General features: G+C 67.1%; 18 protein-coding genes. 5 read left to right on the plus strand and 13 right to left on the minus strand.

What is annotated here, in order from left to right; genetic code table 11:
• Positions 1 to 40 precede the first annotated feature (40 nt).
• On the minus strand, positions 41 to 748 hold the full coding sequence (locus H1343_RS14620; protein ID WP_185983577.1) for a winged helix-turn-helix transcriptional regulator: 708 nt from the start codon (positions 746 to 748) through the stop codon (positions 41 to 43).
• 70 nt (positions 749 to 818) lie between these two features.
• Here H1343_RS14620 and H1343_RS14625 point away from each other — a divergent pair, with 70 nt between their 5' ends.
• Genes H1343_RS14625 through H1343_RS14645 form a run of 5 tightly spaced genes read left to right on the plus strand, consistent with a single transcriptional unit; the run spans position 819 to position 3206 of the window.
• Positions 819 to 1256, plus strand: coding sequence for a VOC family protein (locus H1343_RS14625; RefSeq protein WP_185983578.1), 438 nt, complete (start codon positions 819 to 821; stop codon positions 1254 to 1256).
• Between the two features lie 22 nt (positions 1257 to 1278).
• Entirely contained in the window at positions 1279 to 1893 is a 615-nt protein-coding gene (locus H1343_RS14630; RefSeq protein ID WP_185983579.1) for a dihydrofolate reductase family protein, read from the plus strand.
• 24 nt (positions 1894 to 1917) lie between these two features.
• Positions 1918 to 2337, plus strand: a complete 420-nt coding sequence (locus H1343_RS14635) for a VOC family protein (RefSeq protein ID WP_185983580.1) — start codon at positions 1918 to 1920, stop codon at positions 2335 to 2337.
• An 11-nt stretch (positions 2338 to 2348) separates the two neighbouring features.
• Positions 2349 to 2705: a DUF1428 domain-containing protein gene (locus H1343_RS14640; RefSeq protein ID WP_185983581.1), complete on the plus strand. Its 357-nt coding sequence runs from the start codon at positions 2349 to 2351 to the stop codon at positions 2703 to 2705.
• Positions 2706 to 2726: 21 nt separating this feature from the next.
• Positions 2727 to 3206 carry a VOC family protein gene (locus tag H1343_RS14645; RefSeq protein ID WP_185983582.1) on the plus strand — a complete coding sequence of 160 codons (480 nt, stop codon included), beginning with the start codon at positions 2727 to 2729 and terminating at the stop codon, positions 3204 to 3206.
• A 4-nt stretch (positions 3207 to 3210) separates the two neighbouring features.
• On the opposite strand, the gene fliQ is transcribed toward H1343_RS14645, so the two are convergent.
• The 12 genes from fliQ to H1343_RS14705 all read right to left on the minus strand — a co-directional run bounded on the left by fliQ (position 3211) and on the right by H1343_RS14705 (position 14234).
• Entirely contained in the window at positions 3211 to 3477 is a 267-nt protein-coding gene (gene fliQ, locus H1343_RS14650) for a flagellar biosynthesis protein FliQ (protein ID WP_185983583.1), read from the minus strand.
• A 2-nt stretch (positions 3478 to 3479) separates the two neighbouring features.
• A complete protein-coding gene (gene flgD / locus H1343_RS14655; RefSeq protein WP_185983584.1) occupies positions 3480 to 3890 on the minus strand; it encodes a flagellar hook assembly protein FlgD in 411 nt (136 codons plus the stop codon).
• On the minus strand, positions 3887 to 4342 hold the full coding sequence (gene flbT / locus H1343_RS14660) for a flagellar biosynthesis repressor FlbT (RefSeq protein WP_185983585.1): 456 nt from the start codon (positions 4340 to 4342) through the stop codon (positions 3887 to 3889). The genes flgD and flbT overlap by 4 nt, the downstream gene beginning before the upstream one ends.
• The gene (gene flaF / locus H1343_RS14665; RefSeq protein WP_185983586.1) at positions 4342 to 4692 is read right to left on the minus strand and encodes a flagellar biosynthesis regulator FlaF; all 351 of its coding nucleotides are present in this window, start codon (positions 4690 to 4692) and stop codon (positions 4342 to 4344) included. Before flaF ends, flbT begins: the two co-directional genes overlap by 1 nt.
• Before the next feature lie 58 nt (positions 4693 to 4750).
• Entirely contained in the window at positions 4751 to 5824 is a 1074-nt protein-coding gene (locus tag H1343_RS14670) for a flagellar hook-associated family protein (RefSeq protein ID WP_185983587.1), read from the minus strand.
• 23 nt (positions 5825 to 5847) lie between these two features.
• Entirely contained in the window at positions 5848 to 7278 is a 1431-nt protein-coding gene (gene flgK / locus H1343_RS14675; RefSeq protein WP_185983588.1) for a flagellar hook-associated protein FlgK, read from the minus strand.
• A 63-nt stretch (positions 7279 to 7341) separates the two neighbouring features.
• Positions 7342 to 8649 carry a flagellar hook protein FlgE gene (locus H1343_RS14680; RefSeq protein ID WP_210270042.1) on the minus strand — a complete coding sequence of 436 codons (1308 nt, stop codon included), beginning with the start codon at positions 8647 to 8649 and terminating at the stop codon, positions 7342 to 7344.
• A gap of 169 nt (positions 8650 to 8818) precedes the next feature.
• Entirely contained in the window at positions 8819 to 9487 is a 669-nt protein-coding gene (locus H1343_RS14685; RefSeq protein ID WP_185983590.1) for a response regulator transcription factor, read from the minus strand.
• 202 nt (positions 9488 to 9689) lie between these two features.
• Positions 9690 to 11105: a flagellar hook-length control protein FliK gene (locus tag H1343_RS14690; RefSeq protein ID WP_185983591.1), complete on the minus strand. Its 1416-nt coding sequence runs from the start codon at positions 11103 to 11105 to the stop codon at positions 9690 to 9692.
• On the minus strand, positions 11102 to 12298 hold the full coding sequence (locus H1343_RS14695) for a hypothetical protein (RefSeq protein WP_185983592.1): 1197 nt from the start codon (positions 12296 to 12298) through the stop codon (positions 11102 to 11104). The genes H1343_RS14690 and H1343_RS14695 overlap by 4 nt, the downstream gene beginning before the upstream one ends.
• Positions 12295 to 13458 carry a MotB family protein gene (locus H1343_RS14700; RefSeq protein WP_246333124.1) on the minus strand — a complete coding sequence of 388 codons (1164 nt, stop codon included), beginning with the start codon at positions 13456 to 13458 and terminating at the stop codon, positions 12295 to 12297. Before H1343_RS14700 ends, H1343_RS14695 begins: the two co-directional genes overlap by 4 nt.
• On the minus strand, positions 13455 to 14234 hold the full coding sequence (locus tag H1343_RS14705) for a hypothetical protein (RefSeq protein ID WP_185983593.1): 780 nt from the start codon (positions 14232 to 14234) through the stop codon (positions 13455 to 13457). Before H1343_RS14705 ends, H1343_RS14700 begins: the two co-directional genes overlap by 4 nt.
• Position 14235 lies beyond the last annotated feature (1 nt).

Here is a 14235-nt window from a genome sequence, read left to right on the forward strand (position 1 = left end):
GCACCCGGATCGGCCTTTCGGCCGCTCCCTTATTGTCGCGTTAACTTTTGCCGGGCTGGAACTCGGCTTTGGGCGGCAGGACGAAGAGCGTGACGAACCGCTCGGCCAGCGCGCGGTCGCCCTCGATGGAGAGCGCGCCCGCAGCCTCCAGGTCCGAGAGCGCCTGTCCGCCGTATATCGCGGCGGCCATGACGGGGGACGCGGCCGTGTAGACCACATCGGCGCCCTCGGGATCGGCGCGTTCGATCGTGATGCCGCCGTCCTGCAGGCGCGCAAGGAAACCCTCCGCGCCCGGCCGGAACCCCACCTTCGCCTCGATGCCGGCCGCGCGCTCCGCCGCGATCATTGTGCGCATGGAGAGCATCAGCGAGGCCGCGCTGAAGGAGAGCGTCGGATCGTGGAAGGGCGAGCGGGACGCCCAGCGCCCGAGCGTCTGGAAGATCGGCTCGGCCTCCAGCCCCCACGGCGTGAGTTCGTAGACCTTGACCGCGCCCGGTGGCGGCAAGGTGCGGCGGAAGAGGACGCCCGCCGCCTCCAGTCCCTCCAGCCGTTGCGTCAGAACATTGGCGCTGATGCCCGGCAGCCCGGCGCGGATGTCTCCGAAGCGCTTCGGCCCGAACATCAGTTCGCGAACCACGAGCAGCGCCCAGCGTTCACCGAGGATGTCGAGCGCGTGGGCCGCGCCGCAGGCATCCTCGTAGAGCCGCTTCGGGCCTTTCCGCTCTTCCGTTATTTTTTCTAACTTCATAGTTGCTTTTTATAACCGTGGTGCGCATCATCGTCAAACCAACGAGCGCCATAGAGGGAAGGCGAGGACCATGCCAAAGCTCATTTTCGTGAATCTGCCCGTGACCGACCTTCAAAGGTCCATCGCCTTCCACGAAGCGGTCGGCGGCACGCTCAACCCGCAATTCACTGACGAGACGGCCGCCTGCATCGTGATCTCGGACACGATCCACGTGATGCTGTTGACGCACGAGAAGTTCGCCCAGTTCACCACCAAGACGATCCCCGACGCGCATGCCAACGCACAGGTGCTGGTCTGCCTCTCGGCCGACAGCCGCGACGAGGTGGATGCACTGGTCGACAAGGCGAAGGCCGCCGGCGGGGGCGCTGATCCGACGCCGACGCAGGATTACGGCTTCATGTACGGCCGCTCCTACGAGGACCCGGACGGGCACATCTTCGAGGTGATGTGGATGGACATGGAGGCCGCGACCGCAGCGATGGCCGGCAACGAGACGACGCCGGCCTGAGGCCGGCAAAGGGAGGAGCGTCATGAGCAAGCTGATCGTTGCCGCCTTCGTCAGCCTCGACGGCGTGATGCAGGCGCCGGGCGGGCCGCAGGAGGATACGTCCGGCGGCTTCCCCTTCGGTGGGTGGCTCGTCCCGCACGCCGACGAGGCGATGGGCGAAACCGTCGGCGAATTGTTCGACGGCTCGGCCGACCTCCTTCTCGGCCGGCGAACCTACGACATCTTCGCCGCCCACTGGCCGCGGATCGAGAACGACCCCTTCGCCGACGGACTCAACGCCATGCGCAAATATGTGGCGACCCGTTCGCCCGGTCCGCTCGAATGGCGGAACAGCGCTGCGATCGGGCCGGACGCCGCCAAGGCCGTCGCGGAACTGAAGGCGACGAACGAACGCGACCTCTTCACGCAAGGAAGCGCGGACCTCATCCGCACGCTTCTCGCAGCCGGCCTCGTCGATACCTTCCGGCTGATGACCTTCCCTGTCCTGCTCGGACAGGGAAAGCGCCTTTTCGAGCCCGGCTCGCCGGGGCTCGGCCTCACTCTGGAGCGGCACCGCGTCTCGGACAAGGGCGTCGTGATGGCGACCTATCGCGCCGCCGGCCCGGTGGAGACGGGCTCCTTCGCCATCGACGACTGAACCGCAAGACAGCGAGAGAACGCCATGCAACTGACCAGCTGCCTCAACTTCGACGGCAATTGCCGCGAGGCCTTCGAGTTCTACGCCGCGGTTCTCGGCGGGAAGATCACCGCCATGATCGCCAACAGCGACGCGCCGCAGGGAGACGAGAACCCGTGGGCGAAGGAGCGCCCGGACAAGATCATGCATGCCTGGCTGCAGATCGACGATCAGGCGCTCATGGGCAACGATTGCCCGCCGCAATATCTGGAACCCGTCGGCGGCTTTACGGTCGGCATCCACGTCGAGGACCCTGCCGAAGCCCGCCGCATCTTCGACGCGTTGAGCGAAGGCGGCAAGATCACCATGCCCTTCGGCGAGACCTTCTGGTCGCCCGCCTTCGGCATGGCGACGGATCGCTTCGGCACGCCCTGGCTGATCAACACCATGCAACCCCAAAACTGAGGAGAAGTCCGATGAGCTATATCGATGGGTTCGTTCTCGCCGTTCCCACCGGGAACAAGGAGGCTTTCCGCAGCCATGCGGAAGCGGCCGCCAGGATCTTCATCGAGCACGGCGCCATTCGCTGCGTCGAGTGCTGGGGCGACGACGTTCCGGACGGCAAGGTCACGGACTTCAAGGGCGCGGTGAAGGCGAAGGACGGCGAGACGGTCCTCTTCTCCTTCATCGAATGGCCCGACAAGGCAACACGCGACGCCGGCAGCGCCAAGATGATGGACGACCCGCGCATGAAGGACATGATGGACATGCCCTTCGACGGAAAGCGCATGATCTACGGCGGCTTCTCGCCGATCGTCGACGTCTCGCGCTGATCAACGATGGGAGGAAAGCTCATGTCGCAGATTTCGACGTGTCTCTGGTTCGACGGCAAGGCCGAGGAGGCGGCACGCTTCTACACCGCGATCCTTCCGGATTCGGCGATCCAGGCCGTGCTGCGCAGCCCGCTCGACACGCCGGGCGGCAAGGCCGGCGAGGTTCTGCTCATCGAGTTCACGCTGAACGGACGCCACTTCCAGGGGCTGAACGGCGGCCCCGGCCATCCGTTCACGCAGGCGATCTCGATGTCGGTCCTGTGCGAGGACCAGGCCGAGGTCGACCGTGTCTGGAATGCGCTGCTCGACGGCGGATCGCCCGTCCAGTGCGGCTGGCTCACGGACCGCTACGGCCTGTCCTGGCAAGTGGTGCCACGTCGCATGATCGAGCTTCTGCACGACTCGAACCCCAAACGGGTGGATGCAGCGATGCGGGCGATGATGGAGATGGTCAAACTCGACGTCGCCGAACTCGACCGGGCAGCGGACGCAGCAAGCTGACGCATCAGAAGCCCGTCTCGATCCGACCGTAGGCTTCCTGCGTGAAGGCCCAGACCTGCGCGCCCGTGAAGGAGGCCGTCAACGCGATGATGACGAAGATCGCCAGGATCTTCGGCACGAAAGTCAGCGTGATCTCCTGGATCTGTGTCAGCGCCTGAAAGAGAGCGATCAGGACGCCGACCACCATCGCGCCGGCGACCGCCGGCCCGGAGGCGGCGACGACGGTCCAGATCGCGCCCTGGACGATGTCGATGGCATCGGCTTCGTTCATGGCTATTCGATCTTCACGCCGTCGATGAGCGGCACGACGGTGCCGTTGGTCAGTGTCGCCTGGACCTCGCCCTTGGCTACGCTCACCGACTTGACGACCCCCGAGACCGAGCCATCCGCCGAGGTGAGCTGGCGCCCGATCAGATTGTCGGCCTGCGTCAGCGAGGACACGGTGATCATGGTGTCGAAGCGCTGGTTCAGGCGGATCGTCTGCTCGACGTTCGAGAAGGACGCGAGCTGGCTCATCTGCTCCGTGGGATCCATCGGCGCCAACGGGTCCTGATTGCGGATCTGCGCGATCAGGAGCTGGAGGAAGGCGTTGTAGTCCATGCCGGTCTGAAGCTGGCTGGACGTCGCGTTGGTGGCCGCGCTCGATGTCGCGCCGGCATTGGAGAGGGGGGCGATATTGCTCATCGGCGAGCTCCGGCGACAGCGGCAAGGGGAACGATCTCGGCGGCCGGCAATTTCGGCCCGCCCTTCTCGCCGAGGATCGCGTCTTCGAGCGGGATCAGCGCGCGCAGGCGCTTCAGAGCCTCGAAAGCGCGGTCGCGCGCGACGAGGTCCTGCACATCGAGGAGGCCGCCGCGCATCTCCGCGCTCTCGAAGGCGGCCAGAAGCAGCGCGTTCGATGCCTCGAAGACCTTGCGCGCCTCGACCGCGTTGGCCGGATCGATCAGCATCATCTGCACGACGAAATAGAGCTGGCGCACGGGCGTGACGGTGTCGGCCGCCTGCATGACATGGCTTTCCAGAAGGAATGTCACGTCGTTCAGGAGCTCGACCTGCGTCTTGCGGTCGACGCGAAGAACCGCGCCGTTGAGGAACAGGCGCTCGCCCGCGCGCAGCGAAATCTTGAGGCTGCCCATCAGGCGTCGAGCCCTTCGCGGATCGTCGTCGAGATCTCGATCAGAGACTTGAAGCTCTGCGTCTTGCCGAGCCGGATGGCTTCGGCCTCGCGCATGATCCACAGGCCGACCGAGATCAGCGAGGCGCGCAGTTCCTCCGGCAGGGTGTTTTCGGGGTTGGCGAGATCCTCGACGAGGATCGTCCAGAGGCTGCGTGTCAGGTAGACGGCTTCCACCGCCTCGCGCGAGCGCGGGCCCGCTGCCTCGGCGCGCTCCATCGCCTCGATCGAACGCTGAAGCGCGTCGCGCTCCCGGTCACGCGCGGCCGCGAAGCTTTCCTGGGCGATCTCGGCGTAGGAGAACTGGTACATGCCCGTTCCTTGTTCATGAGGAATTGCGCCGGCCGTCATGGCCGTCGTGCAGGAGCCGTCAGAGATAATCGAGGATGTTGATCTCGCGGATCAGGCCGGTGACGCGATAGCTCGCCTCGAGCTGCGTCTGGAGGGTCGCGACGCGGTTGGCCGCCTCCACCAGATCGACCTCCTCCAAGGAGGCGAGCGAGGCGGAGACGATGTCCATCTGCTGCTTGAGCGCGGTCTCCGCGCTCTCGACGCGCGCCATGCGGTTGCCCATGTCGGCGCGCATGGCCGTGAGGCCGGAAACGCCCGCGCCGATCTTCGCGCTCGCCGCAGAGGCGATGGCGCTCCGTGCGCCCTCCCCCATGTCGGCTGAGGCGAGGTCCACCATCGCATAGCCGGCCATCAGGTCGCGGAAGGCCTTGGCGTTCGCGCTGACGGAGGTCTCGATCGTCTCGCTCTTGGAGATGCGCGAGGTGATCGGCTCGTCGGAGGCGCTGGAGAAGGTCGCCCAGCCCTCGCCCTCGAAGAGGTCGTCGAAGCGCATCAGCACCGGCGCGCCCTCGGCGTCCACCTCCCCGGTGTCGAAACCCGCGCCGAAATACCGGCCGATCTCCTCGCCCGTCACGTTCTCGCGCGTCTTGCCGGCGGCGGTCAGGAAGGCGTCGAAATGGTCGGAGACGACCTTCTGCGGGCTCGGATCGCCGGCCGCGAAATCGTTGATCGGCCGCATGTCGGTGTGCGTGCCGGCGAAGATGTACTGGCCGCCGACGGACAGGTTCAGCGAGGAGGCAAGCTGGTCGATGCCCGAGCGCGCCATCTGTTTCGCGCTCGTCAGGAAGTCCCCCGAGCCGAGCCCGGTGATGAGCTGGTTCTGGAAGGCCTCGGCGGTCTTGAAGACGCCCTCCGCCGCATCGTCGGCCAGCGTCAGACGCTGCGTCACGAGGACGTTGGACTGAAGCAGCCTGTCGAGGCTCGTCTCCTGCGAGCGCAGCGTGACGGCGTTGGCCGTCAGCCGGCCGAGCGTGCGCCCGACATCGGCGTGGCGGTTGGTGCTGCTCTCCACCAGCGCATCGCGCAGTTCCGCCTGCACGCGCTGGATTTGCGCGCGCGAAGCGTTGTTGAACGAGATGGTCGAAATGCTCATCGTCAAAGCCTTTCCGGCGTATCTCAGACGGACTGAAGCAGCGTCTGCAGCATCTCGTCCACCGCCGAGATCAGCCGAGCCGACGCCTGGTAGGAGCGCTGGAGGTCTGTGAGGAGGGTCATCTCGGTGGCGAGATTGACGCCCGTTTCGTTCGAAAGCGTCTCCTGGGTTCGCTCCAGGAGGGTCGTGCGGTACTCGGTCTCCGTCATCGCGGCCGAGCGGCCTGCCTGCAACCAGCCCAGGGACGAGGCGGCGAAGGAGGCAAGCGTGCCCTTCTCCTCGATGCCGATCTTGCCGGTGAAGTCGCGGCTTTCGCCGAGTTTTGCCACCAGCTCCTCGATGCGGGCGTTGTAGCCCGGCGCGTTCTGCGCGGGCGTGGGACGGACAGCCTCGTCGGAGATGCCGCCGCTGCGGATGAGCATCGGATCGTCGATCGCGTTCTGATGGACGACGATCGCGCCAGCCAATCCCGCGCTGTCGCGCGTGAAGCCCGGCTTCAGCGTGAACAGCCCGTTCACAAATCCGCCTGCCGCATCCTGCTCGGCGAAGGCATCGACGAGAGCGCCCGCGATCGCGTCGAGCTGGTTGCCGAAGGTCAGCGCCACCTCGTCACGCAGCATGGTCAGGCCGAGGACGCTGCCGCTGCGCACGGGCATGGGCGAGCCCTCGCCCGTGACCACCACGCCGTCGATGCGGAAACTTGCGCCCGGCTGCCCGGCGACGAGCGGGGTCGTCGGCGTGAATTCAACCTGCCGCGCCGTGCGGTCGAAGAGATTGACGCCGGAGTCCGTGTAAAGGACGAGGTCGTTGTTGCCGCGGATGCGGGCGTTGACGCCGACATATTCCGAAAGTTTCGTCACCGCCTGGTCGCGCCGGTCGACGAAGTCCGTGACATCCGTCCCTGCGAGCGTGCCGGAGACAACGCGATCGTTCAGTGTCTCGATCTCGGCGAGGAGCTTGTTCATGTCCTCGGCGGCTGCGACGAGCGAGGCGTCGGCGTCACGCCGCACGGTCTCGACGGTCGTGGCGAGTTCGTTCAGACCGCCCGCCAGCTCGCGCGAGGCGTCGAGCGCGGCGCGCGCGAATTCGGGGTTACCGGGGTTGGCCGAGAAGGCTGCGAGCGCGTCGGCGAGATCGGAAATGCGTGCGGCCGGCGAGCGGCCGAGCGTCGTGTCGCCGATCACCTCGTCGATGCGCTGGTAGCCCGCCGACATCGAAGACCAGGCGCCGACGGACGCCGTCGAATCCAGCATGTTGCGGTAGAGAACGGCGTTCTGGGAACGCGCGATCGAAGCGATCTCGACGCGCCCGCCGATCCCGGTGACGACGTTGGCGTATTTGCGCGTCGCGGAAGGGTCGTTGAGATTGGCGATGTTGCGCGACACGAGCGCCGTATGCGTCTGCGAGGCGATGAGCGACGACTTGGCGGTATCGAGGGCGGAGGAGAGCGACATCGCGAGGGTGATCCAAGAGAGAGCGGCGACGGCGAAAGGGGCCCTCTTGGGCCCCCGGTGCAGTTAGCGTTTCAGGTTGACGAGGACGTCCAGGATTTCGGAACCTGTCTGGAACACTTTCGAGTTGGCCGTGTAGGAGCGTTGGCTCTCGATCATGGTGGTGAGTTCGCTCGCCAGATCGACGGTGGACTGCTCCAGCGCGCCGTGGACCAGGCTGCCGAGGCCGCTCTCGCCCCCGAAGCCGAGGAGGACCTCGCCGGACTCACGCCCAGCCACGAAGACGTTGCCGGGCATGGAGCGCAGATTGTCCGGGCTCTCGACCATGGCGAGCGGGATCTTGAACAGGCCGACGAGTTCACCGGAGCGGAACCGCGCCGAGACCGTGCCGTCGTCTCCGACGACGATCTGGTCGACGCTGCCCGGCGGGTTGCCGTTCACGGTGGCGGCGAGCGGCTGATAGGCCGCGCCGACCTGCGTCGTGCCGCCGATGTCGAGGCGCATTTCGCGCCCGTTCGGGATATCGATCGCGAAAGACGCCGGATCTGGCGCTGTCATCTTGCCACTCGGGTCAAAGCTCACGTCGACCCTCGTGCGGGGCGCTTCGTTATAGGGAAACGGTGCGCTGTTGCCCGTCGAGGCCTGCGCACGGTCGAAAACGGCATACTCCCACGTCGCCGAGCCGTCCGCAGCCTCGCCGGTCTTCGTCATATAGATGTCGAGGATCACCTCCTGGCCCGCATCGTCGTAGACGACGATGGAGTCGGTGTGGTTGAACTTGACGGGATCGGTTCGGTCCTCCCCGCCGTTCTCGCCCGGACGCTGGCTCTCATCGACCGCTTCTCCGCCTATCGGCAGGTTCACGCGGAAGATGCCGCTGTCGGTCGGCTTCAGGCGGAGCTGCGAGGCGTTGAGATTGACGTTCTGCAGATCGGCGAAACCGTTCAGCACGCCCGCCGTATCGTCCATCGGCAGCGGATAGCCCTGCAGGATGTAGCCGGCGGCGTTGACGAGGTCGCCGTTGCCGTTCTTCACGAAGGAGCCTGCGCGCGTCAGGAAGGTGCCGCCCGCACCATCCGAGACCACCAGCATACCCTTGCCCTGGATGGCGAGGTCGACCGCCTGCGAGGTGGAAGAGTTCACCGTATAGGAAAGGCCGCCCTGCTCGCTGACGAGCTGGCGGGTGTTCGCCTCGACCACGCCCGAAGTGTAGCGCCCCGTCCCGGACGCGAGGACCAGAGCCGAGAACTCGGTGGTCTGGCGCTTGTATCCGGTGGTGTTGGCGTTGGCGATGTTCTCGGACACGCCCGCAAGGCGCGTGGCCTGTGCGTTCATCCCGGAAACGCTGGTCCGCATCAACCCGCCAATGCTCATCTCGCAGCCCTTCCGAAGTCCTATAAAGTTTGCATGTTTGTAGGGCTTGAAGCTTGCGCGGGGCTGCCAAATCCCGCCATGACAAAGTCAAAATTGTAATTATGACAATAAAAAACGCCCACCTCCAAATCGAGGCGGGCGTTCTTGTTTACCTTATATTTACCAGTGATCAGACACCGATTCCGTAGCCGAGATAGCGCTTGGAAGAGACGGGGTCGTAGCCGAGGCGCATCTTGAGCTTCTTACGAAGCTTGGAGATGTGGCTCTCAATGACGTTCTCTTCGACGTTCTCGTCGAAGATGCCGTAAATCGCAGAGAAGAGCTGCTGCTTGGAGACGCGGCGACCACGGTTGGCGACGAGGTACTCCAAGATGCGACGCTCGCGGCGCGGCAGCACCAGCGGCTCGCCGGCGACCTCCGCATCGCGGCCATCGTTGAAGACACAGATCTCGTCGACCGAACTGCGAGCACGGTCGATGCCCTCGCGGCGGCGGATCGCGCCGACGCGGGCCAGGATCTCCTTGACGTGGACAGGCTTGGCCACGACATCGTCGATGCCGGCCGCGAAGAGGTCCAGCGTCGAGGTGAGCGTGCGTGCGTCGGAGAGCGCGATCATCGGCGCGTTGGAGCGGCTGCGCACCAGCTTGGTGAAGGCGCCGCGTTCCGGGAAGTCCCCCAGAAGGAAGGCCTCGACCGCCGAAACGTCGGTATCGGCCGCCGTCTCGACCCAGCCGCGAAACTCGTCGACCTGGAACCCGGCCGAGGACACGCCCTCGGAGCCGAAGAGGGACTTGTAGCCGTTCGTGACGAGCTCTCGATTATCCACAACCACGATCATCGCACCACCGCCTTGGACTTGCTTCCTCGTGGTTTGTTGATAGGCGGCGAACGCGAAAACGAGCTATCCCTAAAATTCACTATAGGGTTAACGAAAACTCTACGCTTTTCGGAAGATGCCTTTGTTTTATAAGGCTTGCGCGAAGATGGAGCACCCGGGAAAAAAGTGCCGCCCGCCACATTGGTGAGGCGACTCGCCACACTCAGAGGTAGACAGAACCGCTTTTCACACCGGTTCCGCTCCCTGAATCCACCGAGCGTCCCGTTGGATTCACAGCCCGCGACGAATCATTCTGTGGAAAAGAGCGCCTCTGCCCGTCGCCATCGCGGCGCGGCTCGCCGTTTCCAGCCATTGCCCGCTCGCCCTGACCGCCGCGTTCTCCCGCGGTTTCGCCGCCGCGCGCGGACGGTGCCGGGGCGGTATCGCGCGTGACGACTGTGATGGAGCCCTCATCCAACGTGAAGCCGGCCTTTTCGAGGAGCGTCTGGAGACTGGCGCGATCCTCGCCGAGGAGGCGGGCGGCATCGGCACGGCTCGCCGCAAGTTCGATGCGAAGCTCTCCATCGACGAGGCGCATGGAGACGTCCAGCGTGCCCAGCGTTTCGGGCTGAAGCTGGAGCGTCAGCGTCTTCAACGCCGCGCCGCCGGCGCGCAAGCGGAGATGGGCATCGGAGGCAGGCTGACCGGGAGCGCTTTCGCCGGAAGCGGTCGGTGCGAAAACGTCGATGATGCGCTCGGCCACCTGCATCGTGACGGGCAGGACACCGGGGTTCCCGGCGGTCGCGCCCATAGCGGTTGCGCCAAGTGTCACGGTGCCCGCCGTTCCCGGACGGTCGGCACTCAGCATTGCGAAGCGCTCGCCACGCGAATTCGAACCATCCTTCGCGCGCTCACGCGAAGGCTCGGCGCGCTCGCCCAGGCCGTCGGCGAGCCCTGGAGTGGCAGAGCCGAGGTCGCTCCGTTCCGCACTCGACGCCGACGATCCGGTGTCGGCCCTGGCATCCTCGCGCGCCTGTCCGGCAAGCGCGGTGAGTGCTGCGCGCAGGTCGAACGCGCCGGCCCGAACAGACTGCGCGGCACCACCACCTTTGGCAGCGCCCTCGACCAGAACAGCCTCGTGGTTCGTCGGCTCGAAATGCGTTTCCATGTGCAGGACCTCAAGCCGCGCGGCGGAGCGCGCCCTGACCTCTTCGCCGGCCTTGCCTGCGCCCGCCCCGGCCTTTCGGTCGAGCGCCGAAATTTCCATCGCCGCATCACTGCTTTCCTCGGCAGCCTTCGGCGTTTCCGGGCCGGACGCGGTCCGCACCGCCAGTTCGAGGATGGAGGCGTCGCGCGGCGCGCCCTGCATCCCGCCCGCGCCCTTGGGGGCGGCCGCCAGAAAGCCGAGAACGTCGCGCGCCGCAGTCGGCGCGGCCTCCGCCGCCTTGTCGGCGGCAGCCTCTTCCGCCGCGCTCTCCCCCGCGTCGGCATCTTCGGTCTCGGCACGCGGCGCGTCGGGCTCCCCGGCGGCAGAACGCATCGCGCTGTCGAAGGCGCTGGCGAAGGCGTTGCGGTCGCTCTTGCGGCCGGCCGGCGCGGCGTCACGCTCCGGGGCGGCCGGCATCGCGGGAATGTTCATGGGGTCTGCGTTCCAAGGTCGGCCGAGACGCGGCCGAGCGCGCGTTCGGCCCTGTCGAGCACGGGAGATCGGGGGAGAGTTTCTGCCGGATCCGGGGCCTCGGCGATACGGGCGGGCGCCGCTGGCGGGCTATCGATCACCGCGACGATCTGCTCCGCTGCTTCCAGAAGACCAAGATCCTCCGGATGGAGACGGTTGCGATCGATCGCGGCCAGTGCCACCGCCGCATCGGCCGGTGGCTGGGTGCCAAGACGCGCGGCAAGTTCGTAGAGGCGCGCGCGCTCAGCATCGTCCGCTGGAAGCGTGTCCAGCGCCAGCGCCTCGGCGGAAGCGAGACCGGCGAAGTCGAGCCGGCCCTCGACGAGGGCTCGGCGCCCCACGGTGAGGAACAGCCGCGCGCGACGATCGGCCGGCAGGCCGCCTGCGACGTCCCGCATGGCCGCCATCGTCGCTGCGGCGTCTCCCCCCGCGCCTCGGGCGGAGAAGATCGCGGCGAACCGCGCCTCGAAATTGGCCGCGTAGGAGGAGCGCGAATATCGGTCGAAATACTGCCGCGCGAGACGGTCGGCACCTTGCGGATCACCCAGCCCCTCGACGAGCATGGTCTCAAGGCGCAAGGCGGCCTCCTCGATCAGCCCGCCAGGCGCGAGCAGGCGCGCGCGGTCGAGATGGGCCGCGGCACCGGCCGGATCCTCGGTCTGAAGGATCTGGCCCAGCACGAGATGAACATGCGCGGCAAGGCCGGGCTCCAGGGCTTCGAGATCGACGCCGGAGAGAAGATCGGCCGCCTGCCGCAGATCGTTGCGCACATAGGCGAGCGCTCCCGCGAAGAGCGGGCGCTGCTCCTGCGGCAGGACGCCCGCGCTTAGGAGCCCTTCGAGAACGGCCGGCGGGCCGCCCGACAGGACGAAGAGCACGGCCGCTCGGCGGTTGCGCGGGTCTTCCCAGACATCAGCCTCGGCGGCGAGGAACACCGGTCCGTAGCGCCGAAGGAGAAGCGCTTGAACGCGGATCGCGCGGTCGTTGCCGCGCGCCACCTGATCCTGCAGGAACTGCAGCGAACGGATGATGTCGAAGGGCATTGCGGAGCGGCTCTCGCCCCATCCGACAGGCGTCGCCTCCTCAGCCGCGCACGCGGGACCGCCGGCGAGCGCGAGCGCCGCGACGCCTGCCAGGAGAACGCGCCTGATCACGCGGCGGGCTCCTGCAGCAGAATCTCGATCCGGCGGTTGGCAGCGCCCTCCGGATCTTCGGGCAGCTTCAGACGGCGGTCGGCAAAGCCCTCGATGGCGGTGACGCGGTTTTCGTCCAGCCCGCCGCGCAGGAGCATGTAATAGGCCATGTGCGCACGCGCGGTGGACAGGCGCCAGTTGTCGTACTCGCCGCCCGAATAGGGCCGCGCGTCGGTGTGGCCGCGAATGACGATCGTGCCCTCGCGTTCGTCGAGAATGCGGGCCACCTCCTCCACCAGCCGGATGGTCTCGGCATTGGGCCGCGCTGAGCCGATCTCGAACATGCCGTTCGTAAGGCTGTCGGCGAGCGAGATGGTGATGCCGCCGCCCTCGTCGGCGCTGACCTCAACGCCCGCCGCCGCGCCCGGTGCGCTCTCCTCAACGGACCGGCGAAGCTCATTCTCGATCGCCTGCGCCTCACCGGCCGCGGCCTGGTCGACGGCAGGCTCCTCTGCGGCCGGCGCGTCCGGCGCGATCTCGACGGTGGTGGCGAATTCCGCTGGTGCCGGTGCGGGCTGGCCCTCGCCGGCCGGCGCGCTTTCAGCAGGCTCGACGGTCTCGGCGGCCGGCACGATGTTCGGCTCGAGTTGCCAGGACGTCGGGTCGAAAGGGTCACGATAGGCGTCGCCGCCATTGAGCCCCGGCAGACCGGTCCCGTTGGCCACGGGCTCGGCCCGTCCGTTGGTGATGCCGACGCCGCCTTCGGCGGCGATCTCGGCGAGGACGGCGTAGGGGTCGCGGAACAGCGCCTGATCCTCGCCGCCCGTCTGCGAGCCGCCCACGGGCTTGCCCTGGGGCGAACCCGGCTCGTCCATCGATCCGCTGGTCGTCGCCGGCTCGCGCGTGACGGGGCGCGTCTCGCCGATCTCCAGCCCCGGCGTCGGGGGGGTCGAGGAGTTGAGCCTGATCGGGTTGAAGTACTGGGCGATCTGCGCCTTCGTCGCATCCTCGGAAGCGTTGACCAGCCACATGACGAGGAAGAACGCCATCAGCGCCGTCATGAAGTCGGCGAACGCGATCTTCCAGACGCCGCCGTGATGGCCCTCGTCCTCCTCGTGCTTGCGGCGCACGATGATGATGTCACCGTGCCGCGAGAGCGTCGAACCGTCGGCCTGGGTCACGCGAGCGCCTTCTCCAGAGCCTTGCCCCAGTCCGCCATGCGGGTCTCGATGGTGGTGGCGTCGGCCTCCACGCGGATGTCGACGCGGCTCTCGTCCGGCTTGACGACGAGGCGCCCGGCGTGGTCGCCGAGCTTTTCGCCGAAGCGCGCCAGAAGGTCGCTCGGGCCGGTTGCGGCGATTTTGAAGGGCGCGCTCTCGGGCGCCATCATCTTCACAGCTTCCGCAAGATCGTCGAGCGCGCGGCGCTGGCGCGCGTCCATGGCGAGGGGGCGCAGAACGGACTTGACCGTCGCGCGCATCGTATCCTCGAAGACGGCTACCTGAAGGATCATCAGATCGGCGAGACGGTCCGCCTGTTCGAGCGTCCAGCGCTCGCGCTCGGCCGAAAGGGCGGCCGAATGCTCGGCGGCGAGTTCGGCGCGAAGCGCCTCGATCCGCGTCTCGGCTTCGCCGTCGGCGGTTTCGGTCGCGCGCGCCGCGGCCTCGGCGGCGTTTGCTTCGGCAGCGGTCCGAAGGGCCTCGCGCTCCTTCGCCCAAGCCTCGCGCTCGGCCTCAAGTTGCGACAGCGGAACGGTCTTAACGGCGACGGGCTCCATCACCGCGACGGCGCTGGCCGCCGGGCGCGCGGCGCTCGACTTCACCGGCCGCACGCCCGGCATTTCGCCGAAGGCCACGGCGCGCTCGGGCGCCATGTGCTGGGGCCGGCGCTCGATGGCGCGCAGCGGCACGAAGTCGCCGTCCTGCATGTCGCTCAGATACTGCGCGAGAGGGATCATG

It is taken from the genome of Aureimonas mangrovi, from assembly GCF_014058705.1.
In the GTDB taxonomy this organism is placed as follows: domain Bacteria; phylum Pseudomonadota; class Alphaproteobacteria; order Rhizobiales; family Rhizobiaceae; genus Aureimonas; species Aureimonas mangrovi.

Excerpts from the sequence above, each read along its gene's own strand:
- flgD (WP_185983584.1), bottom strand. The coding sequence starts at position 3,890 with ATGAGCAATATCGCCCCCCTCTCCAATGCCGGCGCGACATCGAGCGCG.
- H1343_RS14645 (WP_185983582.1), top strand. The coding sequence starts at position 2,727 with ATGTCGCAGATTTCGACGTGTCTCTGGTTCGACGGCAAGGCCGAGGAG.
- H1343_RS14630 (WP_185983579.1), top strand. The coding sequence starts at position 1,279 with ATGAGCAAGCTGATCGTTGCCGCCTTCGTCAGCCTCGACGGCGTGATG.
- H1343_RS14690 (WP_185983591.1), bottom strand. The coding sequence starts at position 11,105 with ATGAACATTCCCGCGATGCCGGCCGCCCCGGAGCGTGACGCCGCGCCG.
- H1343_RS14640 (WP_185983581.1), top strand. The coding sequence starts at position 2,349 with ATGAGCTATATCGATGGGTTCGTTCTCGCCGTTCCCACCGGGAACAAG.
- fliQ (WP_185983583.1), bottom strand. The coding sequence starts at position 3,477 with ATGAACGAAGCCGATGCCATCGACATCGTCCAGGGCGCGATCTGGACC.
- flaF (WP_185983586.1), bottom strand. The coding sequence starts at position 4,692 with ATGTACCAGTTCTCCTACGCCGAGATCGCCCAGGAAAGCTTCGCGGCC.
- flgK (WP_185983588.1), bottom strand. The coding sequence starts at position 7,278 with ATGTCGCTCTCCTCCGCCCTCGATACCGCCAAGTCGTCGCTCATCGCC.
- H1343_RS14625 (WP_185983578.1), top strand. The coding sequence starts at position 819 with ATGCCAAAGCTCATTTTCGTGAATCTGCCCGTGACCGACCTTCAAAGG.
- H1343_RS14670 (WP_185983587.1), bottom strand. The coding sequence starts at position 5,824 with ATGAGCATTTCGACCATCTCGTTCAACAACGCTTCGCGCGCGCAAATC.
- H1343_RS14635 (WP_185983580.1), top strand. The coding sequence starts at position 1,918 with ATGCAACTGACCAGCTGCCTCAACTTCGACGGCAATTGCCGCGAGGCC.
- H1343_RS14705 (WP_185983593.1), bottom strand. The coding sequence starts at position 14,234 with ATGATCCCTCTCGCGCAGTATCTGAGCGACATGCAGGACGGCGACTTC.
- H1343_RS14680 (WP_210270042.1), bottom strand. The coding sequence starts at position 8,649 with ATGAGCATTGGCGGGTTGATGCGGACCAGCGTTTCCGGGATGAACGCA.
- flbT (WP_185983585.1), bottom strand. The coding sequence starts at position 4,342 with ATGGGCAGCCTCAAGATTTCGCTGCGCGCGGGCGAGCGCCTGTTCCTC.
- H1343_RS14620 (WP_185983577.1), bottom strand. The coding sequence starts at position 748 with ATGAAGTTAGAAAAAATAACGGAAGAGCGGAAAGGCCCGAAGCGGCTC.
- H1343_RS14685 (WP_185983590.1), bottom strand. The coding sequence starts at position 9,487 with ATGATCGTGGTTGTGGATAATCGAGAGCTCGTCACGAACGGCTACAAG.